Origin of the sequence: Leisingera sp. ANG59, from assembly GCF_013317235.1 — a bacterium.
Classification (GTDB): Bacteria; Pseudomonadota; Alphaproteobacteria; order Rhodobacterales; family Rhodobacteraceae; genus Leisingera.
Genome location: NZ_WLCM01000017.1, coordinates 31,790 through 52,577, shown reverse-complemented (window position 1 = coordinate 52,577; position 20,788 = coordinate 31,790). Strand labels below are relative to the sequence as shown.

General features: G+C 65.1%; 19 protein-coding genes. 10 read left to right on the top strand and 9 right to left on the bottom strand.

Features of this window, described 5'->3' with window-relative positions; genetic code table 11:
* Window positions 1–11: 11 nt before the first annotated feature.
* Both tssB and tssA read right to left on the bottom strand, forming a co-directional pair.
* The gene (gene tssB, locus GKC28_RS15375; protein WP_174147906.1) at window positions 12–527 is read right to left on the bottom strand and encodes a type VI secretion system contractile sheath small subunit; all 516 of its coding nucleotides are present in this window, start codon (window positions 525–527) and stop codon (window positions 12–14) included.
* A gap of 71 nt (window positions 528–598) precedes the next feature.
* Window positions 599–1,666: a type VI secretion system protein TssA gene (gene tssA / locus GKC28_RS15370; RefSeq protein ID WP_174147905.1), complete on the bottom strand. Its 1,068-nt coding sequence runs from the start codon at window positions 1,664–1,666 to the stop codon at window positions 599–601.
* A 189-nt stretch (window positions 1,667–1,855) separates the two neighbouring features.
* On the opposite strand from tssA, the gene GKC28_RS15365 reads away from it, so the two are divergent.
* The 6 genes from GKC28_RS15365 to GKC28_RS15340 all read left to right on the top strand — a co-directional run bounded on the left by GKC28_RS15365 (window position 1,856) and on the right by GKC28_RS15340 (window position 6,163).
* Complete coding sequence (locus tag GKC28_RS15365) at window positions 1,856–2,704, top strand: hypothetical protein (protein ID WP_254604258.1); 849 nt, start codon at window positions 1,856–1,858, stop codon at window positions 2,702–2,704.
* A gap of 61 nt (window positions 2,705–2,765) precedes the next feature.
* On the top strand, window positions 2,766–3,185 hold the full coding sequence (locus GKC28_RS15360; RefSeq protein ID WP_174147904.1) for a hypothetical protein: 420 nt from the start codon (window positions 2,766–2,768) through the stop codon (window positions 3,183–3,185).
* Window positions 3,186–3,188: 3 nt separating this feature from the next.
* Entirely contained in the window at window positions 3,189–3,806 is a 618-nt protein-coding gene (locus GKC28_RS15355; protein ID WP_174147903.1) for a MotA/TolQ/ExbB proton channel family protein, read from the top strand.
* A gap of 16 nt (window positions 3,807–3,822) precedes the next feature.
* Window positions 3,823–4,236, top strand: coding sequence for a biopolymer transporter ExbD (locus GKC28_RS15350; protein ID WP_174147902.1), 414 nt, complete (start codon window positions 3,823–3,825; stop codon window positions 4,234–4,236).
* A complete protein-coding gene (locus GKC28_RS15345) occupies window positions 4,233–4,640 on the top strand; it encodes a biopolymer transporter ExbD (RefSeq protein ID WP_174147901.1) in 408 nt (135 codons plus the stop codon). The genes GKC28_RS15350 and GKC28_RS15345 overlap by 4 nt, the downstream gene beginning before the upstream one ends.
* Entirely contained in the window at window positions 4,637–6,163 is a 1,527-nt protein-coding gene (locus GKC28_RS15340) for a DUF4384 domain-containing protein (protein ID WP_174147900.1), read from the top strand. Before GKC28_RS15345 ends, GKC28_RS15340 begins: the two co-directional genes overlap by 4 nt.
* 274 nt (window positions 6,164–6,437) lie before the next feature.
* Here GKC28_RS15340 and GKC28_RS15335 read toward each other — a convergent pair whose 3' ends face one another.
* Window positions 6,438–7,928 (bottom strand): caspase family protein, encoded by a 1,491-nt coding sequence (locus GKC28_RS15335; RefSeq protein ID WP_174147899.1) that lies wholly within the window; start codon window positions 7,926–7,928, stop codon window positions 6,438–6,440.
* A 200-nt stretch (window positions 7,929–8,128) separates the two neighbouring features.
* Here GKC28_RS15335 and GKC28_RS15330 point away from each other — a divergent pair, with 200 nt between their 5' ends.
* Window positions 8,129–9,160 carry an OmpA family protein gene (locus GKC28_RS15330; RefSeq protein ID WP_174147898.1) on the top strand — a complete coding sequence of 344 codons (1,032 nt, stop codon included), beginning with the start codon at window positions 8,129–8,131 and terminating at the stop codon, window positions 9,158–9,160.
* Window positions 9,161–9,485: 325 nt separating this feature from the next.
* Here GKC28_RS15330 and GKC28_RS15325 read toward each other — a convergent pair whose 3' ends face one another.
* On the bottom strand, window positions 9,486–10,586 hold the full coding sequence (locus GKC28_RS15325) for a ParB N-terminal domain-containing protein (protein ID WP_174147897.1): 1,101 nt from the start codon (window positions 10,584–10,586) through the stop codon (window positions 9,486–9,488).
* Window positions 10,583–11,887, bottom strand: coding sequence for an AAA family ATPase (locus GKC28_RS15320; RefSeq protein ID WP_174147896.1), 1,305 nt, complete (start codon window positions 11,885–11,887; stop codon window positions 10,583–10,585). The genes GKC28_RS15325 and GKC28_RS15320 overlap by 4 nt, the downstream gene beginning before the upstream one ends.
* A gap of 554 nt (window positions 11,888–12,441) precedes the next feature.
* On the opposite strand from GKC28_RS15320, the gene GKC28_RS15315 reads away from it, so the two are divergent.
* From GKC28_RS15315 to GKC28_RS15305, 3 genes are all read left to right on the top strand, one after another.
* A complete protein-coding gene (locus GKC28_RS15315) occupies window positions 12,442–13,125 on the top strand; it encodes a DnaA N-terminal domain-containing protein (protein ID WP_174147895.1) in 684 nt (227 codons plus the stop codon).
* 105 nt (window positions 13,126–13,230) lie between these two features.
* Complete coding sequence (tviB, locus tag GKC28_RS15310) at window positions 13,231–14,505, top strand: Vi polysaccharide biosynthesis UDP-N-acetylglucosamine C-6 dehydrogenase TviB (RefSeq protein ID WP_174147894.1); 1,275 nt, start codon at window positions 13,231–13,233, stop codon at window positions 14,503–14,505.
* Window positions 14,506–14,572: 67 nt separating this feature from the next.
* Window positions 14,573–15,007: a GFA family protein gene (locus GKC28_RS15305; protein WP_174147893.1), complete on the top strand. Its 435-nt coding sequence runs from the start codon at window positions 14,573–14,575 to the stop codon at window positions 15,005–15,007.
* A 9-nt stretch (window positions 15,008–15,016) separates the two neighbouring features.
* Here GKC28_RS15305 and GKC28_RS15300 read toward each other — a convergent pair whose 3' ends face one another.
* The 4 genes from GKC28_RS15300 to GKC28_RS15285 form a co-directional block, all read right to left on the bottom strand.
* Window positions 15,017–15,928, bottom strand: a complete 912-nt coding sequence (locus GKC28_RS15300) for a MurR/RpiR family transcriptional regulator (protein ID WP_174147892.1) — start codon at window positions 15,926–15,928, stop codon at window positions 15,017–15,019.
* A 49-nt stretch (window positions 15,929–15,977) separates the two neighbouring features.
* Window positions 15,978–16,280 carry a type II toxin-antitoxin system RelE/ParE family toxin gene (locus tag GKC28_RS15295; protein ID WP_174147891.1) on the bottom strand — a complete coding sequence of 101 codons (303 nt, stop codon included), beginning with the start codon at window positions 16,278–16,280 and terminating at the stop codon, window positions 15,978–15,980.
* On the bottom strand, window positions 16,273–16,509 hold the full coding sequence (locus GKC28_RS15290) for a type II toxin-antitoxin system ParD family antitoxin (RefSeq protein ID WP_174147890.1): 237 nt from the start codon (window positions 16,507–16,509) through the stop codon (window positions 16,273–16,275). Before GKC28_RS15290 ends, GKC28_RS15295 begins: the two co-directional genes overlap by 8 nt.
* A gap of 152 nt (window positions 16,510–16,661) precedes the next feature.
* Window positions 16,662–20,630, bottom strand: a complete 3,969-nt coding sequence (locus GKC28_RS15285; RefSeq protein ID WP_254604257.1) for a PEP/pyruvate-binding domain-containing protein — start codon at window positions 20,628–20,630, stop codon at window positions 16,662–16,664.
* Between the last annotated feature and the right edge of the window lie 158 nt (window positions 20,631–20,788).

Sequence of the window (20,788 nt, the reverse complement as noted above, 5' to 3'; positions counted from 1 at the left end):
GTCCTCCCCTATTATTCTTCGCTCTCGGCGTCGCCGCCGGGTTTCGGCTGCGCAGCCAGGGTTTTCAGCAGGCTCGGATCCTGGATGATCTTGGAGATCAGATCCTCGGCGCCGGTCTTGCCGTCCATGTAGGTCATCAGGTTCGACAGCTGGGTACGCGCTTCCAGCAGCTCGCGCAGCGGCTCCACCTTGGCGGCGATCGCGGCAGGCTTGAAATCGTCCATGCTCTCGAAAGTGATGTCGACCGCCATATTGCCCTCGCCGGTCAGCGTGTTGGGCACAGTGAAGGCCGCACGCGGCGCCATCGACTTCATCCGGTCATCGAAGTTGTCCACGTCGATTTCCAGGAACTTGCGGTCCGCAACTGCAGGCTGCTCCACTTCGGATTTGCCCACCAGGTCGCTCATCACGCCCATCACGAAGGGCAGCTGCACCTTCTTCTCGGCGCCGTACAGCTCCACGTCATATTCGATCTGGACCCTTGGTGCCCGGTTGCGGGCAATGAATTTCTGTGAACTTCCGGCCATCTAGGTCTCCTTACTCGTCTTGCTTTCACGGGGTCCGCCGCAGATTCCGCCGCAGAAGTTTCCCGCGTCCGTCAGTCGTCGTCGTCGTCAATCCCGCCGATCAGGTGGACGTTCTCCACCCCTTGCGGGGCCATGTCATTCATGATGGTGAGGAAGTCGGCCCCCACCAGCCGCTTGCACCGTTCCAGCAGGATCGGCAGCGGGCTGGAAGGTTCCGCCCGCCGGTAATAACTGATGATGCGGTCCAGCGTGTTCGACACATCCGCGGGAGAGTTGATCGCCCCGGGCGCGGATGGCATCGCACGGCCGCCCGCCGCCGGCGCCGCAGCACCGCCATCCTCCGCGCCGTTCTCTTCCGTCTCATCCTCACTGGCACCGTCTTCCGCGCTCAGACTGGCATAGGTGCTGATCCGCTTGCCGATCTGCTGCAGCAGCTTGATCAGCGCGCTCAGGTCCGGCCCCTGCCCCGGCGTCTGCTCGTCAAACACGGCAGAGATCGCGCGGACATTCTCCTCAGCCGTCTTGACCGCCGCCAGCCGCGCGGCCACCACCTCCTCGTCGCTGTCCTGGAACGCCGCGCCGATGGTGGCGGTATCCGGGACATGCTCCATATCCTCCGGCGCCGTCATCACCCCTTCGGCGATTTCGATGTCGCGCAGGCAGAAGCGGCCAAAGCCGCGGCTCTCGCTCAGCGGCACCCGGCGCAGCGACCGGTAAAGCGGCGAGGCGCCGGCCATGCCATCCGGCTGGCCGCACAGATCCTGAATCGCATTGATCCGCATGGTCGGGTCGCCGTCGTCCTCATCCAGCTCCGGATGACAGGTCTCCCAGAACTCCTCCAGGCAGCCGCGGATATAGGTGGTCACATCGGCAAAGCCCGGCAGCCCCTCGGAATGCAGCAGCGCATCGCCCAGAAACACCGCCGCGCGCAGATCGTGGCTGCGCTCCAGCACCTCCAGCGCCTTCTTCTGAACTTCGCGGTAGTCGGGATCGGTGGCCTCGATCTTCTCATTGCCCACCACCGATTCCTCGCCCGGCTGAGCCGCCAGCTCCATCTCGGTGAAAGCCGGGTCATATTCGAGGTTTTCACCGCTAGGGGAATCCTCCCCTTTGGATTGCAGAAATACTGCAGGATCCATCGTTATTCGCCCCCCTGGGTGCATTCTTTATTGGCCGCGCCTAAGATAGGTAACGCGACGTAAGGCGGGCACCACTCTTTTCGAGCCTGGTGGTTAAACCCGCGGAAACCTCAAACAATAACTTGACCCCAAGAGAGCCTTATCGCCATCCTAATGTCAAACCTTTTCACAGTTCATTCAGGCGGTTGAATGATGAGTATTGAGCGTATTTCTGGCAAGGAAGTCAAAGAGATGGTCCGCGAAGGGGCCAAGAAGCGGATGAGTTTCGCCTTCTGTCTCGACGCCAGCAAGGATCCGCTCCTGATGATCCAGCCGGGCAAGAAACCGGAAACCCTGAAGGCCCCGATGAAGAAAGAAGGCGGCGGCCCGCCGATGGCCTGGGGCACCTATGTGGTGCGCTCCGGCAATATGGAGATGATCTGCGAAAGCGCGCCGCAGCGCATGGTCACCGAGCTCAAGAAATTCCTCAAGCGCAACCCGGCCAAGGTCAACGTGCTGTTCTACGACGATGGCGGCAACCTGCTGGACAGCCTCAAACCCGAAGCCCCCGAGGGCCAGGTCACAGAGGAAGACGTCTCCGACATTTCCGCCTCCGGCATCGACCCCAAGGCCGTCGCACCGCTGAAACGCCGCCTGAAACGCATCCAGCCGCGCATCGGGCTTGCCCCCGGACCGCTGGAGCTGAAACTGAAACGCGCGCTGGCCAAATCCGTCAGCCTGATCAACGACGGCCGCCTGCAGGAAGCCGAGACCATGGTCGTGGTGATTGAACGCGCCGTCGCCCGCATCGGCAAGGACCGAGAGGACGAAGGCAAATCGATGAAACGCGGCCAGCGCGAAATGGACCAGCGCTCGCTTGGCGCCCAGGTCAAGCGCGCCCAGTCCCTGCAGGCCAATGTCGCTCGCGCCCCGGGCAAGGTCCGCGACCGTCTGGGCCGCGCCCTGCATGTGGCCGCCCGCCACCTGAAACGCCGCGACCTCGATTCCGCCCGCGATGCCATGGACAAGATCGAAAAGGCCCTGACCGCACTGGTCTGATCCAAAGAACCAATCCGCACCCGGCGGGCTGGCCAACACCAACCGGAACCCGGAGACAGTGATGCCCTTGAATCGCCTGCTTTCTGCCCTCGCCCTGATCTGCCTGCCGCTGGCCGCCGCGGCCGAGACCGGCCCGCTGCGGGTCGAGCTAAACAAGACCGAGGAGATCGAGGGCGGCGGCTGCCGCGCCTTCTTCCTGTTCCGCAACCAGACCGGAAAGAGCTTCGAAGGCTTTGAGATGTCGCTCGCCATCCTCGACGGCCAGGGGGTGATCGACCGGCTGCTGTCGATCGACGCCGCCCCCCTGCCCGTTCAGCGCACCACTCTGAAACTCTTTGAAATTCCCGAGATCGCCTGCAGCAACATCTCCGAGATCCTGCTGCACGACATCACCTCCTGCCAGCCCCAGAACGAAGAGCAGATGGACTGTTTCCCGATCCTGGAACTTGGCTCCCGCGCTGCCGCGCCGCTGGTGAAATAAACCATGGCCGGCACCTGGGAAATGCTCGGCACCGGCGGGCCAGTGATCGTGATCCTGGCGCTGATGTCACTGCTATCGCTGACGGTGATCGCCGTCAAACTGATCCAGCTCTGGCCGGTGCGCTCCGGCGGGCAAGCCCGCGAACAGGCGCTGACCCAATGGAAAGACGGCGACCGCAAACAGGCGCAGGACAGCATCGCAAGCGGCAAATCCCCCGCCGACCGGGTGATGGGCTACGCCATGCAGGCACTGCAAGAGGGCCTGCGCGGACCGCTCCTGCAGGACGAACTGCAGCGCCGCGGCAATGAGGAGGTAAGCCGGATGAATTCCCTCATCCGCCTGTTGGAGCTCATCGCCATGGTGGCGCCTCTCCTGGGTCTTCTCGGCACCGTTCTCGGCATGATCCAATCGTTTCAGGAGCTGGAACTGGCACAGGGTGCCGCCAATGCCTCTGTGCTGGCCGGCGGCATCTGGCAGGCGCTGCTGACCACCGCCGCGGGACTGCTTGTCGCCATCCCCGCCGCCATCGCCGCAGGCTTGTTCGCGGCCCGCATCGACGCCGCCGCGCAGGCCATCGAAAGCGCCGCCGGCCGCCTCCTGCTGATCGACGGGTCGTGCTGACACGGGGGAGGCCGCCATGATGATCAACCGGCCCGCCCGTCCCCGCGCCCTGATCTCGCTGGTGCCGATGATCGACGTCATGCTGATCCTGCTGGTGTTCTTCATGGTGACCTCCACCTATCTGAACCTCGACATGATCCCGGCGGTGAAACCCTCCGAAGGCGCCGCAACAGGAAGCCCGCAAGCGCCGGCAGGCACCCTGATGATCCGCCTCGGCGCTGACGGTGTGCCGGTGCTGCGCGGCACCGGACTGGATCAGGACACCCTCCGCGCCACCCTCGCCGCCGCAGTGGCCGAGGAACCGCTGACCCAAGTGGTGATCCTCCCCTCCGGCGCCGCGCAGACACAGGCGCTGATCACCGTGATGGACAGCGCCGCCCTGGCCGGCGTCACCCGCCTGCGCGTCCTGCGGCTGGAGGCGGCGCCATGAAACTCAACCGCCCGGCCCGCAATCCGCATTCGGAAACCATCATCGCCCTCATCGACGTGGTGTTCTTCCTGCTGGTGTTCTTCATGCTGATCGGCCGGATGGACGCCACCGCGCCGTTCGATGTCCGCCCCGCCACTGCCGTCACCGGCCGCGACATGCCCTCGGGCGGCATCACCCTGGCCATCTCCGCCACCGGAGACCTGGCACTCGACGGCAAGGCAATCCCCCGAGACGCTCTTTCCCCTGCCCTCTCGGCGCTGCTGGCAGACGACCCGGATCTGCGCCTGCGCATCAACGCCCACCGCACGGCGGAACTGCGCAACGTGCTGCCGCTGGTCGCCGCGGGCGAGGCGCTGGGAATCCGGGACGTGGTGCTGGTGGTCACCCCGGAAACGGACGGATGATGCGCACCCCGGCCATATGGGCGCTGGGGCTTGCAGCCTCCGCCCTGGTCCACGCCGGCGGCGCCGCCGCGCTGCTGATTTCGCTGACACCCGACCCGGTTCCGCAGCAGCCCACGCCGGAAAGCAGCCTCAACCTGCAGGCCCACCGCGTTCCCCGTTCCGAGGCCGTGCAACAGGCGCCCGAGGGCGAGCAAGCCGCTGAAAGCGAGGCGCAAAGCCAGGGGCTGGCGTCCGGCAGCATCCCGCAATCGGCGGCCCTGCCGCAGCCGCCTGACGCGGACCGCCTTGCCGCTGCTGTTCCGCCCGCTGCACCCCTTGCTGCCGCCGCTGCGCCAGCCGCCGCTGCGGCTCCGGCCCAGGCGGCCGGCAGCACCCTCGCCAGCGCCAGCCTCCCGGCCGCAAGCCTGGCCGCTGCAAGCCCGCAAACCCAGCAGGCCCAAGCCACCGCACCGGCGCTGTCACAGGCCGCCGCAGCCGCAGCCCCCCGGCCTTTGGTGCTGGCCGCTGCGCAGGAACCGGCGCTTACCCTTGCAACGGCACCTGCTCCGCTGACGGCCGCCGCAGCAGCACGCCCCGACGCGGCCGCGCTGCCGCAAACCGCTCCAGCCAGCCAGCCCGGCCAGGAGGCGCAGCCGGATGCGCCCGTGCTGCCCGGCACCGCGCCCAATCCGCAGCAAACGCCGGCCGCCATCCCGGACGCCCCCCGCATCAAGGCCGCACTGGCGTTCCAGGGCGGCACCGGCGACATCGACCCGGTCTCCCTCGCCGCGTTCCAAAGCTTCATGCAGCCCGGCGATGCAGTGGCAGAGGGCGACCCCCTGCGCGACGGCGTCTCCGGCATCCTCGCCGCCGTGCCCTGCTCCCGCCTGCAGGTGGCCTTTGTTCCGGAAACCGCCACGCTGGAGGTGCGCGGCCACCTGCCCGAGGACGGCCTCCGCCCTCCCGTTCTGGCAGCCCTTCAGGCACAAATGGGCACCGACATCACAGTCTCGGACGAAATGCGCCTGTTGCCCCGGCCGCAATGCGGCGCCCTGGCAGGCATTTCAAACGTCGGCCTGCCGCAAAGCACCGACCAGATCACCAACCCGCTGCTGGTCGGCGAAGACGCCCATGCCCGGGTGCTCGACTATTCCGGCGGCGAGCGGCTGTTTTTTGACCTCACCGCGCCGGACTACCCGGCCTTTGTCTACGTGGATTACTTCGACGCCGGCGGCGCGGTGCTGCACCTCTCCCCGAACGAACTGGTGCCGCTCGCAGAGGCCGCCGCCAAAAGCGCCCTGCGTGTCGGCGCCAAGGAAGCCGGAGACCCCGGCCTGCAAATCACCGTCGGCCCGCCCTACGGCCAGGAAATCGCGGTGGCCTTTGCCGCCTCGCACCCGCTTTACGAAGGCACCCGCCCGCTCAGCGAACCCGCTGAACCTTACCTCGACTTCCTCCGCGCCCAAGTCACCGCCGCCCGCGCCGAACATGCCGATTTCAAAGGCGAATGGGTCTATTTCCTGATCACCACCCACGCCCCCTGACGTCAAGCGCAAAGGCAGCACTCCCGCGCCCGCAGGCCCGCGGCTGACGCCGCCAGGCCTTGGCGGCCTTGGGCATGGCGCCTTAAGGGCAAACCTGCCCTTAAGCGCTTCTCAGCAAATGAAAACCTGCCTTCCACCCGGCAGCACGCTGCTCCTCGAAACACCGCCGCGCTGTGCGCAGCACAGCGCCACGCCGAACCGGAAGGGTGCATTTTCAAATGCACCGGAACGGGCGGGAGCCCTCCCCTGCCCTGCTGGATCGAAACCTGAAAACCTACTGGCAGCCGCCCGCGGCCCAGCTTTTCAGCACTTGTTTCAGCGCCCCGCCAAAGGGGTGCTGCTTGCCCAGCGACCGCTGCATGTTGAGGCTCAAATAGGTGTTGCCCTGCGTGCACAGACGTTCCCGTGTCCACTGGTGGCAATTGCTGCAAGATTGGTCTTTCCAGTAGCTGTCTGGCAGCCCTTCGATGGGCGGAAACGCCGGCGAGCGGGTCACCGCCTCAGCCAGCGTCAGCCCGGAAATCTCCGGAACACCAACATGCAAGGGGCTGGCATAGGTCACAGGCCCGGCTTCGCTGACCGGCTCTGGCGCCTGTTCCGCGGCCAGCTCAGGCGCCGTGGCTGGCGCTTCACCGCCAGCCGCCGGGTCCTGTCCAGCACCTGCAGCCAGCGCTGCGACCTCGGCCGCGGCCATCTCCGCGAACTGCCCTTCAGGGTAGGCCATCAGATAGGCCTCATAAGCGGCTTTGCTGCCATCCCCCTGGGCTGCCTGGAACATCGCTGACTCTGCGTCCTGAACAGGGGCTGGAGCCGGCGGTGCCTCTGCCACCGGCTGGCTGGCCTGCAGCTCCTCCTGCACCAGCTCCGCTAGCAGCGCCCGCGCTTCATCGGCAAATCTGCCTTCGCCGTAGCCGCGCAGGTACAGCATGATCTGCATCGCATCCCGCGACTCCTGGATCGAGGCCCAGATCTGCGCTTCCTCAAGCTCTGCGGCGGTCATAGCCGCCTGCGGTGCCGCCGCCGCAAAGGTGAAATCACTCACCAGCGAGGACGTGTCCCAGGGCGTCTGCTTGCCGCCGCTCTGCTCCAGAACCGCCCGGCGCACCTGTTTGAAAACCTGTTCGACCGGCGCCCCGGGCACCGTGATCTCGCGCGCCAGCGCCTCGGTGAAGGGGCTGTTCTCCCCCTCCCCGTCCAGCGCCACATCACCGGGCGCGGTGGCATAGGCCAGGAAGGTGCCGGTCGGCGCCTTCATCTCCGCGAGGCCGCTTTGGTTCAGGTCGGCCACTGTCTCAAACGGGTTGTTGCGGCAGGCGTCCAGGATCACGATGTTGGTGCGGTTGCGGGCGGAGGCCATCTGCCGCAGTACCGACTGCGCCTCGATCGCCATCAGGTCCAGATCCGCGGCATCCGACAGCGCCACATCCACCGGCAAGAGGTAGTTGCTGCCAAAGCTCTGCACCCCGTGGCCCGCATAATAGAACAGCCCCGTCGCATCCTCTCCGGCGTTGCGAAGCTTGCGGCCGAACTGGGCAATCGCACGTTTCATCTCGATCTGCTTGGCGTCCGCCGCCAAGGTCACATCAAAGCCCAGGCCCTCCAGCGTCTCAGCCATCAGCCGCGCATCCCGCACCGGATTGTCCAGCACGGAAACCGCGCCATAGGCCGAATTGCCGATCACCAGCGCCAGCCGCTCCTCCGCCAAGGCCACGACGCCCCAGCAGGACGCAACAGCGGCCAGCAGCATCAGCCGGACCCGGATCATCAAAACTTGCACGTGTCTGCCCCACTTCCCGCCCTGTCAGCACTGCTGCCAGGCCTCTGCACAATTCTTAAAGGTATTTCGTTACCAAACTATCGCTTCCCTTGCACCCGGCGGCAAGACTGCTGTTAGTCTAGGCGCATCGCTTCTTGCCCGGCCTTGCTGCCGGGATGTCCTTTTCCAGCAACCCGGATGGCTGCCGCATGTTTCGCATAACCCTCTCAATAATAACACTTTTTCTCCTTATCACCCGCCCTGCCATGGCCGCGGGCCCGTTTGACGGCGGCTGGCAGCTGACACCCGAATCCTCTGCGATACGATTCATATCAATCAAAAAGGGCAGCATTGCGGAATCCAGCCGCTTTGCCGCCTTCTCCGGCGGCATCTCCGAAACGGGAGAGGCCAGGATCCACATCGCGCTGGACTCCGTGGACACCTCCATCGACCTGCGCAACGTGCGGATGCGGTTCCTGTTCTTTGAAACCTTCACCTACCCCGAGGCGGTGATCACAGCGCAAATCAGCCCGGATCAGATTGCCGATCTGGCGGCAGTGCAGCGCAAGCAGATCGACCTGCCTGTCACCCTGTCCTTGCACGGGGTCACCGCGGGGCTGACCGTCCCTGTCGCGGTAACATTGCTGAACGAAACCCGTGTCGCCGTGGCCACCGTGCAGCCGGTGATCCTCAAGCTGGAGGACTTCAATCTGAACCCCGGCCGCGAGAAGCTGGAGGAAGCCGCCGGCGTCACCATCACCCCCGTCGGCCTGGTCAGCATGGACCTGATGTTTGAGCGCGGTGGCGCATCTGTCCCCGCGGGGACAGTCACCGCCGGGTCCTCCGCAGCGCTGGAGGCCAGCGGCGATTTCAGCCGCGAGGCCTGCACCGGGAGGTTCGAAATCCTGTCGCAGGGCCGCAGCGTGAACTTCGCGCCCTCCACCGCACGCCTGGATGCCAACTCCCGCGACTTCCTGAACAGCCTGTCGGACATCATCCGCCGCTGCCCCGGCATGGTGGTTGAGGTCGGCGGTCACACCGACAGCCAGGGCAAAGCCGCCTGGAACATGACGCTGAGCGAAAAACGCGCGGCTGCGGTGAACCAGTATCTGCAGCTGAAAGGCATCCCGGCAGAGCGTCTGGTCGCGGTCGGCTACGGAGAGACCACGCCGCTGGTCTCCAACGACAACGCTCAGAACCGGGCCAAGAACCGGCGGATCGAGTTCAAGGTTTTGAACTGATCCTGTCCCCCTATTGTCCCCGTGGGGACACAATGGAAAATGATCAAGGCCCCGGCTTAACAGCCGGGGCCTTTTCTGTGGGTTTCACAGAACTGGCAACCGCCCCTTGACCGGGCTGTCCCCGCGGGGACAGGCTGCACCTTCTGCCTGCTTTCTGTGGATCTGACAGGACGGGATGTTTCCGTTCCTTATCGCGCCCCCGCAAAGCTGCCCCGCAGAGACAGACCGGAAACAGGCTCAAAATCCTCAGTTAGACACAAAAAAGGCCCGGCAATGGTGCCGGGCCCTTGCGGATTTCAACTCCTGTCCCCGCGGGGACACCCCCTCAGGTATCGTCTTCCAAGGCAGCAAAGAAGGCCGCAATCGCCCCCTCCAGCTTGTGCCGGTCGATCTCGGAGAAGTCCCGCTCCATGGCCATCTCGATCTTGCCGTCGCGCGCCTGGCAGCGGACTGTCCCCGCGGGGACAGTGCAGCGCAAGGTGGTCTTGGCCACACCGGGCCGCGGTGCAGCGGCTGCGCGCGGTGCGGGTTTGCGCTTACCCTCCAGAAAGCCGCGCAGCACATTCAGCTCTGCCTCTTCGGTTTCGGCTTTCGCACGTGTCAGCGCCTCTCGTAGCTCCGGGATGCTGGCCGCATCCGCCTCCAGCCGTTTCCTCAGCTCCAGCCCCAGCGCGCGCGGGATTGCCTCCGGGAATTTCAGCAGATCGCCCACCGCGCCCAGCAGCTGGGCGAAATGACGGATATAGATCTTTTTCTGCCGTCCCGCAGAGGCGTAAAGATCGTTCACCGCCTCCTCCAGGGACTTCGCCCTAGTGCCCTCGTCCTCTGCATAGCGCAGCGCCAGCTGGGCCATTTCGGCAAAAGAGATGTCCCGGCGCACCAGGTTCTCGTCCACCATCCGGCGGTAGAGGCTCTGCAGTGTGTCGCCCTTGGCCACCAGCCCCGCAGGGATGTGCTCATAGGCCTCGTCTTCCGTTTCCCGCAGCAGTTCCAGATAAGCCCGCAGCCGGCGGTAGCCCTGAATCAGCTCGTAGGTGCCGTCCTCGTTTTCCTCGACACGGATCGGGTTCGACAGGCCGATGGATTTGATCGAAGCCTTGAGCTCATCCAGGTCCGGGTCGCGCCCCTCGCGCCGGTCGCGGATCAGCTTGGTCGCGTTTATGCGGCCAAGAGGAATCCGGTCGACCACCAGACCCAATTTCTTCAGCCGCACGAACTCATGCGCCAGCCGGTCGTTTTCGGCGCGGATTTTCTTCTCTGCTTCGGCGCGGGCGCGCAACGCATCGGCGTTCTCGGAAATCGCGGTGGCCATTGGCCCGCGGCGCGCCTCGGCGGGTTTTTCGTCCGGTTTCTCCGGGGCTGTCCCCGCGGGGACAGCGGCGGTGTCAGGAGTGAAGTCGATGTCGAAGACTCTGCGTTTGCTCATGCCTCATCCTCCAGTTTTTCCCAGGCTTCCAGCGCATAGGCCTTGAACTCGTCATAGGCCTGATCAAACGACGCCCGCGCACGCCGCCAGGTTTCGCGTGTCATATCCCGGTAATCAATTTCGTAGATGGAACTCAGGAAGCGGCCCGATTGTTCGACTGCGCGGGTCATCTCGATCGGGTGCTCCGTCATCCTACCCTCAAAAACCTTCATAAATGCCGAACGCATCGCACGGTGCAAATCGTTACCGCTTTCGTAACGGGTGAGCAGGAATCGGACGTCCTGAAAAACCTTGGGCAAGGCAAATGTCCCCGCGGGGACAACCCCGTTGAAAGCCGACAAATCCTCCAGCGCTTCGGACAACTGGCCGATGAAGGAGGTGGTCGAGTCATACTCCCAGTAGCCGGGGCCGGAGGGGATATAGAGCATGTCAGCAGCGAACACCGCGTTCATCGACTGGTAGCCGATGGCGGGCGGGCAGTCGAAGATCATCAGGTCGTAATCTTCCGCCGGCAGCTGGTCGAGGTAGCGGGACACAGCCGCGAAGAAGGACCATTCCGGGTTCAGGTGCCGGTACTGGGCGGAGGCGAATTCCACAAAGGCCGCATTGGCGCAGGAGGGGATGATGTCGATGGTCGGCCAGCTGGTGGGTTTGACGAAATCGCTGACCCGCAGGTCCTGCAGCCCCATGCCGGTGATCGCGTCGGGCAGCTGGCGCTGAGGCAGGGCGGTGCCGGACTCGGCGCCCTGCGAGGCGGCGTTCATCCGTTCCGTCTCGCGCACCAGGTCGCGGGCCATGATGCCCCAGACAGTGTAGTCCTCGGTGACGTCGCTGAGACCCATGGAATGCGACAGGGTCGCCTGCGGGTCGAAGTCGACGCAGAGCACCCGGTAGCCGTCCAGCGCCGCGGCATGGGCGAAGTGCAGCGCCACGGTGGATTTGCCGGCGCCGCCCTTGAAGTTTGAGATTGCCACCCGCAGCGCCCGTTTGCCTGCGGGGCGCTTGGGCAGCAGGGACTTGCGGTTGATCCTGATGCGGCGGCGCAGCTCGTTGATCTCCTCCAGCGAATACCAGCGCTGGCGGCCGTCCTCCTCGACATGGCCCTGGGGCAGGGTGGGGTCGGTGGCAAGCCGCCCGCGCAGGGTCGACTGGTTGACGCGGAAGATCAGCTCCGCCACTTCCCAGGAGGAGAACCGGCGCAAGGTCTTTTCCATTTCGGGGGAGAAGGTCTGCTGGCGGATCCAGCTTTGCATCTTGAGAGATTGGGCCTGCATTTTGGACAGGTCTTCATGCGTAAACATCACTGCTCCTCGATCTGCACGTTGTTGTTATTTGGCGGCGTCCATTTTCCTCAGGACGCTAATTCGGCCTCAATATCTATTTACGCCGAATTTGCAAAAAACGCAAAAGCTAATATGGTCGGGAAGAGCGTCCTGTCCCCGCGGGGACACATCTGCAAAAGACCCCGTGAAATAAGGGGCAGGACGATTCGGAGGGCATCAGCCAAACGATTCGTTTCATTGGTTTTTTCTGGGGTTCCGGCGCCAGATTTAGGGGGACACCCCGGACCGAGACACAGCAGATTGGGGGACATTTCGGGGCGAATAGGGGTCGCTAAGGATGTCCCCCAATACCATTGATACCAATTTTTCTTTCGAAAAAGGGATTGGGTTTGAATTGAATTCCCGCCAGCGCTTGACAGAATCGGAATTCCGGACGCAAATCAGATACAACAGACGAATAGCGTTGAGTTCCGGGCAAAACCGGCCAACGCATTTCCCGGCAAAAGGCCCGGGAGCACTTGAGGCAGCATAYCCCAGCCCAGGAGGGCAGGGAGGGAGAAACGGGGGCAGCAATGCTTGCCAAACGGCCTGCGGGGCGCAACGCCTCCGCGCTGAAATATGACATCCTCACGGCGATGGGGGCTTATGCGCTTGGCCAGGGCAAGGGGGCGCAGAAGCTGGTTCTGCGTTTCATGACATTGATGACGGCCCGCTACAACTGGCAGCGGGATGAGCTGGCCGTCGGGCAGCGGGAGATTGCCCGGCTGTGGGACGTGGATGAGCGCACGGTGAAGCGCGAGATGGCGAAGCTTCGCGGCATGGGCTGGCTGGTAGTGAAACGTCAGGGCGCGCGCGGGCGGGTCACCGAATACGGCATCGATCTGGAGCAGCTGCTGGCCGATACGCAGGAGCGCTGGGGCGCGGTGGGGCCGGACTTCGAGCACCGGATGCAGGGGGCGGATGAGCCTGCGCCGAATGTGGTGCCGCTGCGGCCCGGTGCGGTGCCGCCTGCGCCGGATGTCTCGGACGGCCATGAGTGGAGCCTCGCCAAGGCAGTGCTGCATGCGGAGGACCCGGCGAATTATGCCTCCTGGGTGCAGGGGCTGGAGCGCGCTGGCAGGGCAGGGGGCAGGCTGGTGCTGAAGGCGCCGAGCCGGTTCCATGCGAACTATGTGATGTCGCATCTGATGCCGCGGCTGCTGGCGGCCTGCCGCGATGTGGATGGTGAGGTCTCTGCCATTGTTGTGGAGGCGTGAGGCGGAAACGGCACGCCTGCGGTTGAACCCCTTGGGGCCAAGGCATTATGTGGGCGGACAGGGGGCTTGGCGTGACAAGCCCCGCGGAACAAGGAGCAGCCCGGAATGAGCGGCGTGCAGGAAAAGATCTGTGTCATTGGCTTGGGCTATGTCGGGCTGCCGCTGGCAGCGGCCTTCGGGCAGCACCGGGCGGTCGTGGGGTTCGACATTGATCCCTCCCGCATCGCGGGGCTGCGCAACGGCGAGGACCGCACGCGGGAACTGGAACCCGAGGAACTGGCTGCGGCGGAGTTTCTGCGCTTCACCTCCGACCCGGCAGAGATTGCGGATTGCTCCATCTACATCGTCACCGTGCCGACGCCGGTGGATGCCAGCCACCGCCCCGACCTGAGCCCGCTGCTGGCGGCCTCGGCCATTGTGGGCGGGGTGCTGAAACCCGGCGATCTGGTGATCTATGAATCTACGGTCTACCCCGGCGCCACCGAAGAGGATTGCGTGCCGGTGCTGGAGGCGCGGTCCGGTTTGGCGTTCAACAAGGATTTCTTTGCCGGCTACAGCCCGGAGCGGATCAACCCCGGTGACAAACAGCGGCGGCTGAAGGATGTGGTGAAGGTCACCTCCGGCTCCACGCCCGAGGTGGCGGAGCGGGTCGATGCGCTGTACCGCGAGGTAGTCTCGGCGGGCACCCACAAGGCCGCGAGCATCCGGGTGGCGGAGGCGGCCAAGGTGATCGAGAACAGCCAGCGGGATATCAATATCGCGCTGGTGAATGAGCTGGCGAAGATCTTCAACAGGATGGGGATCGACACCCAGGCGGTGCTGGAAGCCGCTGGCACCAAGTGGAATTTTCTGCCGTTCCGCCCCGGTCTGGTGGGCGGGCACTGCATCGGGGTGGACCCCTATTACCTGACCCACAAGGCGGAGCAGCTGGGCTATCACCCGGAGATCCTGCTGGCCGGGCGGCGGCTGAATGACGGCATGGGCGCCTATGTGGCCGGCGAGATGGTCAAGGCGATGCTGAAGCGCGGCTTGCCGGTGGCCGGCGCGCGGGTGCTGGTGATGGGGCTGACGTTCAAGGAGAACTGCCCGGACCTGCGCAACACGCGGGTGATCGACGTGGTGCGCAGCCTGGAGGAATACGGCGCGGCGGTGGATGTGTTCGATCCCCATGCCGATGCGGCAGAGGCGCAGGAGGAATACGGGATTTCGCTGGTGCCGGAGCCGGGGCAGGGGGCCTATGCCGGGGTGGTCCTGGCGGTGGCGCATTCGGAGTTCCGGGAGATGGGGCCGGAAGCGGTCCGCGCTTTGGGGGCCGAGGGCGCGCTGGTCTATGACCTGAAATACGTGCTGGCGCCGGAAGAGGCGGATTTGCGGCTCTGACATGGGGAATTTTACCGTAGTCGCTTGAATTGCTGTATCCTTGCCCATGTCAGCAAGGAGGCCGGCGATGAGTGAGGTTCTGGAAGGCCGCTGCCTGTGCGGCGCGGTGAAGATCCAAGTGACGGGGGCGCATGACCCGCGCGCAGGCGCCTGCCATTGCCGCATGTGCCAGCGCTGGAGCGGCGGGCTGTTTCTGTGTTTCGAGGCTGATGCTGAGGCTGTGACGGTCGAGGGGCCGGTTTCGCGCTACCAATCATCTGCCTTTGCCGAACGGGCGTTCTGCAGCACTTGCGGGTCGCACCTGTGGATGCGGGACGTGGATGAAGAAGGCAGTCCTTTTGACCTGATGCCGGGGCTTTTTGATGCTGCGCTGGCGTGGCCGCTGCGGTCGGAGATCTACGCCGACCGGGCGATGGCTTCTGTACGGCTGAAGGGCGATCACAAGCGGGCCACCCGGGACGAGTATGAGGAACAGAACCCGTTCATTGACGGGGATGTCTAAGGGGAGTGATCAGCCCCCCACCCGCGGCAGTTTCGGGCCGATCCAATAGGCGCCGCTGTCCTGGCGCAGGGCGTCATAGGCTTCGATCCGCCGCCGGGCGTCCTCGCCGCCGGCGTCGATCAGATGGGTGAGCAGGCACTCCAGCACCGCCATGGCGCCTCCGATGGCGCCGAACGGGTGCAGCGAGTTGGCGGCGACGGCCAGCACGTGGTCGGTGCGGATGCCGGGGGCGATCACCTCGCTGTCGGAGATCAGGATCACCGATGCGCCGCGTTCGCCCGCCAGCCGAAGCGCCTGGATGGTGCCGGCGGAGTAGGGGGCGAAGGTGAGGGCGATCAGGCAGTCCTCGGGGCCTATGTCGAGGAGATCGTCCAGCGCGGCGCCCATGTGGCGGGGGACAAGGTCCAGCGAGGGCAGGGCCATGCGGCCCACGTAGTGGAAGTAATAGGCCAGCGCGTAGGATGAGCGGGTGGCGGTGACATAGCTGCGCCGTGCGGCGGTGAGCGTGTCCACGATGGCCTGGGTACGCTCAGCCGTCATCAGCCGCAGGGAGCGGGAGGTGATGTTGAGCTGATTGCGGGCGGCGGCGGCCTGCAGCTTGCCTGCGGGGCCTTGGTCCTGCATCTGCTCCAGCCAGTCCTGGCCGAGGCCGGCCTCCTGCGTGGTGGTCAGGGCGGCGCGGAAGGGGGCGCGGAAGGCCTCAAACGTGTCATAGCCCAGGTGCTGGGCCAGGCGGACGAAGCCGTTGGCGCTGATGCCGGTCCTTTCGGCGGAGGTGCGCACGGTGTCGAGGCCGAAGTCGCCGGGGTTGTCGATCACGTATTTCGCTGCCGCCTTCAGCTTGGGCGGCAGGGCGTCCATCCGGTCCTTCAGATGCTGGATCAGCCGGGCGGTTTTGCGGGGATCGAGATGCGGGTCCATGCGCCGCATCAGAGCAGATGTGCGGAGAATGGCAAGGGCGGAACGGATATTATTCAGACAGGAACGCCACCAGGTCCTGGCGGGCATGCAGGATGCGGATGATTTCGGGGCGGTCCTGCTCCAAGCGGTAGATCACCAGATGCGCGCCGGTGGGGTGGATGCGGACCGGGGGCGTGAATTCACCCCGTTCGCGGGCCATTTCCGGGAAATCCGCCAGCAGGTCGAAGAGGGCAAACAGGTTGTCGGCATAGGCATCCGCCTGCGCCTCGCCCCAGGTGTCCAGGCCATAGCGCCAGATCGCAGCAAGGTCGGCGCGGGCAGCGGGGCGGATCCGCCAGCGTTCCTCAGCCATTGCGGCGCATGGCGGCCTTGAAATCTTCGGCGGTTAGCGCCTCAGCCGGGCCGCTGGCAAGGCCTGCGTCGATGGCGGATTGCAGCTCGGCAATGGCCGCCGTGCGGGCCTGGTCGCGGCGGATCAGGTCACGGACATAGTCGCTGGAATTGGCATAGGTGCCGGCGCGGGCCTGTTCCTCGACCCAAGTTTTCATCTGGTCCGGCAGGGAGACGTTCATGGTGGCCATTGGAGGACTCCTTTCGCTGGAACAGGATATGGCAATCTTTGCCAAGGGTGCAACCTCTATGAGACTCGCGGAGGGCAGCGCCCGCCCCGTGGGGGCGGGACGGGCGCTGCCCGGCCTATCGGCCGGGCAAAAAGTTCAATTTTGGATGGAAATCAGGCGGAGGCCGCCTTGAGGCCCTTTTCCTCCAGCGGCTGGATGGTGCCGTCTTCGCTGACGGTCACCTGCTCGCCATGGCTAAGGCTGTCGAGGCCCTTGGAGGCGACCAGCATCAGCACGTCTTTTTCACGCGCGACGATGGCCATGTGACTGAGCCAGCCGCCGACCTCGGACAGCACCGCGCCGGAGCGCTGCACCCACGGCAGCCAGGCCGGGTTGACCATCCGGCAGACCAGAATGTCGCCGTCCCGGAAGTCCGCAAAGGCTGCGGGGTCGATGCAGCTGTCGTCCTCCATCCAGAACACCCGGGCGGTGGCGCTGCCGCTGCCTGCGACGCAGGTGCCGCCCATGGTGCCGTCGCCCGCCTGGGCCTGGGCACCCAGCGACAGCAGTTCGCAATCGCGCAGGGTGAGGGTGACATCTGTCGGCGCGGATTTCTTGCGCAGCGCTTCCTTCTCCGCACGGGCCTCTGCCAGATCGCGCAGGGGGGCCGGGTTGGACCAGTTGCTGTCCAGAACCTCGTCGAAGGTCAGGCTGAACACCAGATCCTCCAGCCCGCTGATCCGGCCCAGTGCCAAGAGGGCGCGGCGCAGTTCGGCGACGACGCGCAGTGCCTCGTGCTTGGCCTGTTCCTTGAGGTCCTGATAGGCAATGGCAAGACCGATGGTATCGTCCAGCTCGTCCGGCAGGTTGGCCGGGACCGGCACTGCACCGATCGGCTCCACCGTGCTGTCGAGCAGCGATTGCAGCAGCACCGGCGCCTCGGCGTAGCGGGGCGAGGACAGCTCATAGTCGAAAATAGAGCGGTGGCCCATCAGCTTCATGGCACGCGCCTGGGCGTCCTTACCGGTGCAGGAGGCGAGCAGGCTGGAGGGCGCGTTGGGCAGTTCCGCGTGCATCAGATGCGCGCGCAGGGCGGGGTCGCCGGCGGCAGCCGTGCCTGCTTCGCCCATGGTGAAACCCGCCAGGATGTTGATTTTCTCAGCCTCCAGATAGACCTCTTGGATGAACATGTCCTTGAGAGTGGAGACCGCCTCCAGCAGCTTGTCCTGGGGCAGGGCGGTGTAGTCGACGGCCTGCCAGATCGCCAGCTTGTTGCGCAGCTCCGGCATCACCTGGCCGCGGAAGCGGGTGATCATCGGATGCGCCTGCTTGCGCAGCTGCTTGGCCTTGGCGGCGGTGAGTTTCAGGGTCATGCCCTGTTTCAGCGCCACATCGACGTAGGTCTTGCCGAACAGGTTGACCAGATGGCCGTCGCGCCCCTCGGGCAGGCCGTAGGGCACGCCCAGCTCGCGGCAGGCCAGGTCGACGCTGCCGCCCGGCGCCCAGAGCTCGCTCATCAGCGAGAAGGAGAGCGGGGTGGGGCGGGGCAGGACCTCGGACATCTCGTCCTGTTCCAGGATGGTCTGGTCCGGGTCCGCGTCCGCGTAGCGGTCCAGGAGATCGCGCCACTCGGCCAGGCGGGTCTGTTCCTGCTCGGTTCCCAAGGACAGCGTGGTGATGTCGCGGCTTTGCACGATCTGGAACTGGCCGTTGGCATAGGCCCATTCGACGTCCTGCGGGCAGCCGAAGGTGTCCTCGATCTGACGCCCAAGCGCCAGCAGCGGCGCCATGTCCAGGGTTTGGTCTTGGTCCTCGGACGCAGGCAGGGTGGTGTATCGGCCAAAGCGCAAGCTGGTCGGGGTGACGCGGCCCGAAACCAGGTCCTCGCCGCAGCCCTCGACCCATTCGATCATGCACATGCCGGGGGCCATCGGGTCCTGGGTGAAGAGGACGCCGGCGTATTCCGCCTGCACCATTTCCTGCACCACGATATTGCCCTGGCCGGTGCTGTCGCCCTCGCCGGAGTAGCTGGCGGCGCGTTCCGAGGAGAAGCTGGTCACCACTTCGTCCAGCGCGGTGCGCATGGTCTCTGCGGTCACGTCCAGCACCGATTCAAAGACGCCGGCAAAGCTCTGGTCGTGGCCGTCCTCGTTGCTGGCGGAGGAGCGCACGGCAACCGGTTTGCCGCCTGCAAGGGCAAAGACTTTGGCCGCAAAGGCGTCTTTCCTCGCGTCAGTCATTTCGCGGTAGTCGTGGATCGCATCGGAACGCACGATCACGCCGCCGGGCACCGGCAGGCCGGCGTTGCGCAGGATCGACAGGCGCAGCGCCTTGTTGCCGGCGTGCTCCAGCTCCTCGGTGTAGCCCATCGGAATCACGCCGCGCGGCAGCTTGGCGAGGCGGCGCTTGTGGGCGCGCAGCGACAGAGCCTCAGCCAGCTTGCGATGCATGCCCGTCACATAGGCGCGCTGCACCAGCAGCAGGGTCAGGCTGAAGCAGAGGTAGGCGTTGGCGGCGCCCGACAGGGTGAAGACCATGGCGAACAGCGCAGGCATGCCCAGCAGCATCCACAGCTGCTTCTGGCGCTTGGTCTTGGCCACGGCCCAGAGCAGGTAGACGGCGGCCAGGGCGCAGAACAGCACCGGCATGATGAACAGCGGATCAGGCAGGCCGAGGTCGGCCATCCACAGGAACGGGGTCTGCAGGCTGGCGCTGGCCTCTTGTGCCGCAGAGACGCCCAGCATCATCACCGGCAGGAACAGCAGCGCGGTGAGGTTCTTCATCGGGGTCAGGCCCTTGTCCTTGTAGAACGCCTGTACTGCACGGGCCTTGCGCACGGGATCGTGGGCCAGTTTCTCCTTCAGCGCCTTCATTTCATCCGCAGTCTCGGCAGTGATGATCTGGTCGCGTTCGGATTTCAGCGCCACCGGCAGCACCAGGATGCGGGTCACGATCGACAGCGCCAGGAGGCCCAGCAGGATATGGCTGCGCTCATGCACCCACAGCAGGGCGGCTGCCAGCGCCGAGATCGCCTTGTCCCAGAGGCCGGTCTGCTGGTCTGCCAGCCATTCCTGCACATGCGGCTTGGGCTTGGGCGCGACGAAGTATTCCCAGGGCAGGGTGTAGCGGCCGCGGAAGTCGATGCCCTGTTGCGACAGCTCCAGCCCCAGCACCTGGCTCATGAAGCAGCTGCGGCGGTCGTAGCAGGCGGCGATGGTGGGCTTGTCCGGGTCCAGCTGCGCGATGCGGTCCATCAGGTCCGCGGTGGTCATCTTGCGGATCGGGATGTTGACGGCGCCGGGCAGGTGGCCGCTGGCGAAATCGCCGGGGTAGCGGGTGTCGACGATCTGCAGGTCCTCGGTGGTCAGCAGGGTCTTGAAGTCATCGGTGCTGAGCAGCACGTCCCTGCCCGGGTATTCCGGGATTGCACGCAGGTCGGAGAGGGTCTTCACATCCTTGTCGGAGAACTCGCGCCCCTCGACGATCCATTTCTCGATGCCACCCGCAATGAAGCTGCAGTCGATGCCCATTGCTGCCAGCTTGGCGCAGGTTTCCGAAGAGCGGTTGCCGTTGTGGCAGAACAGCACGACCTTCTGGCCCGGCTGCACCGGCTGGCTCTCAACGAAGTCCGGGAAGCGGATATGGGTGGCACCGGGCAGGGTGCCCATGGCGTTCTCGCCGGTTTCGCGGATGTCGTAGAACAGGGTGGAGCCGTCCTGAAGCGCCGCTGCGGCGTCAGCCGTGCTCATCGCCAGCGGATGATCCTCCTGCTTGGAGAAGCTGGTTTCCTTGAGCGCGGCGTCCTTGATGGTGGTGCCGTCAAACTGCGCAGGCCGCGTCAAGGTGGCCTGCAGCCTTGCCTGCTCAGCCTGCGCATGCGAGGAATATTGCCAGTAATTGCCCGCAGCCAGCGCCATGGCTGCCAGAACGAGGAAGGAAATCAGCTTGACCGGGTAGCGGCGCGGCGAGGTGCCTGGTTTGGGGGTAAAACCCAGTTTCGCCGCAATGACAGCGCCCAGACCGGAAACCATAGCAATTCCTACAGCCAGGACCTGGGACAGCGAAGAGACCGAGCCGATCACAAGTTCCGGCGAGGGAATGGCGAGGGCCGCTACCGGAATCGCGGATAAAAGCGATGCCATCACAACGGTTTGTGCTGATCGGCGGAGGGACCGGATGGTCCTGGAGGGCATAGGGGTCTGCTTCACGGTGGTTCCTGTCGGGCCAACTGAGTCTGATATTCTGAAATTATGGCGAATTTGCCTAAAAGATTACGAAAATCTTACTGAAAGGTTAATAT

Excerpts from the sequence above, each read along its gene's own strand:
- GKC28_RS15350 (WP_174147902.1), top strand. The coding sequence starts at position 3,823 with ATGATGATCAACCGGCCCGCCCGTCCCCGCGCCCTGATCTCGCTGGTG.
- GKC28_RS15290 (WP_174147890.1), bottom strand. The coding sequence starts at position 16,509 with ATGGCCACCATGAACGTCTCCCTGCCGGACCAGATGAAAACTTGGGTC.
- GKC28_RS15325 (WP_174147897.1), bottom strand. The coding sequence starts at position 10,586 with ATGAGCAAACGCAGAGTCTTCGACATCGACTTCACTCCTGACACCGCC.
- tviB (WP_174147894.1), top strand. The coding sequence starts at position 13,231 with ATGAGCGGCGTGCAGGAAAAGATCTGTGTCATTGGCTTGGGCTATGTC.
- GKC28_RS15345 (WP_174147901.1), top strand. The coding sequence starts at position 4,233 with ATGAAACTCAACCGCCCGGCCCGCAATCCGCATTCGGAAACCATCATC.
- GKC28_RS15340 (WP_174147900.1), top strand. The coding sequence starts at position 4,637 with ATGATGCGCACCCCGGCCATATGGGCGCTGGGGCTTGCAGCCTCCGCC.
- GKC28_RS15320 (WP_174147896.1), bottom strand. The coding sequence starts at position 11,887 with ATGTTTACGCATGAAGACCTGTCCAAAATGCAGGCCCAATCTCTCAAG.
- GKC28_RS15295 (WP_174147891.1), bottom strand. The coding sequence starts at position 16,280 with ATGGCTGAGGAACGCTGGCGGATCCGCCCCGCTGCCCGCGCCGACCTT.
- GKC28_RS15300 (WP_174147892.1), bottom strand. The coding sequence starts at position 15,928 with ATGGACCCGCATCTCGATCCCCGCAAAACCGCCCGGCTGATCCAGCAT.
- GKC28_RS15330 (WP_174147898.1), top strand. The coding sequence starts at position 8,129 with ATGTTTCGCATAACCCTCTCAATAATAACACTTTTTCTCCTTATCACC.
- GKC28_RS15365 (WP_254604258.1), top strand. The coding sequence starts at position 1,856 with ATGATGAGTATTGAGCGTATTTCTGGCAAGGAAGTCAAAGAGATGGTC.
- GKC28_RS15335 (WP_174147899.1), bottom strand. The coding sequence starts at position 7,928 with ATGATCCGGGTCCGGCTGATGCTGCTGGCCGCTGTTGCGTCCTGCTGG.
- GKC28_RS15355 (WP_174147903.1), top strand. The coding sequence starts at position 3,189 with ATGGCCGGCACCTGGGAAATGCTCGGCACCGGCGGGCCAGTGATCGTG.
- GKC28_RS15285 (WP_254604257.1), bottom strand. The coding sequence starts at position 20,630 with ATGGCATCGCTTTTATCCGCGATTCCGGTAGCGGCCCTCGCCATTCCC.
- GKC28_RS15305 (WP_174147893.1), top strand. The coding sequence starts at position 14,573 with ATGAGTGAGGTTCTGGAAGGCCGCTGCCTGTGCGGCGCGGTGAAGATC.
- GKC28_RS15315 (WP_174147895.1), top strand. The coding sequence starts at position 12,442 with ATGCTTGCCAAACGGCCTGCGGGGCGCAACGCCTCCGCGCTGAAATAT.
- tssB (WP_174147906.1), bottom strand. The coding sequence starts at position 527 with ATGGCCGGAAGTTCACAGAAATTCATTGCCCGCAACCGGGCACCAAGG.
- tssA (WP_174147905.1), bottom strand. The coding sequence starts at position 1,666 with ATGGATCCTGCAGTATTTCTGCAATCCAAAGGGGAGGATTCCCCTAGC.
- GKC28_RS15360 (WP_174147904.1), top strand. The coding sequence starts at position 2,766 with ATGCCCTTGAATCGCCTGCTTTCTGCCCTCGCCCTGATCTGCCTGCCG.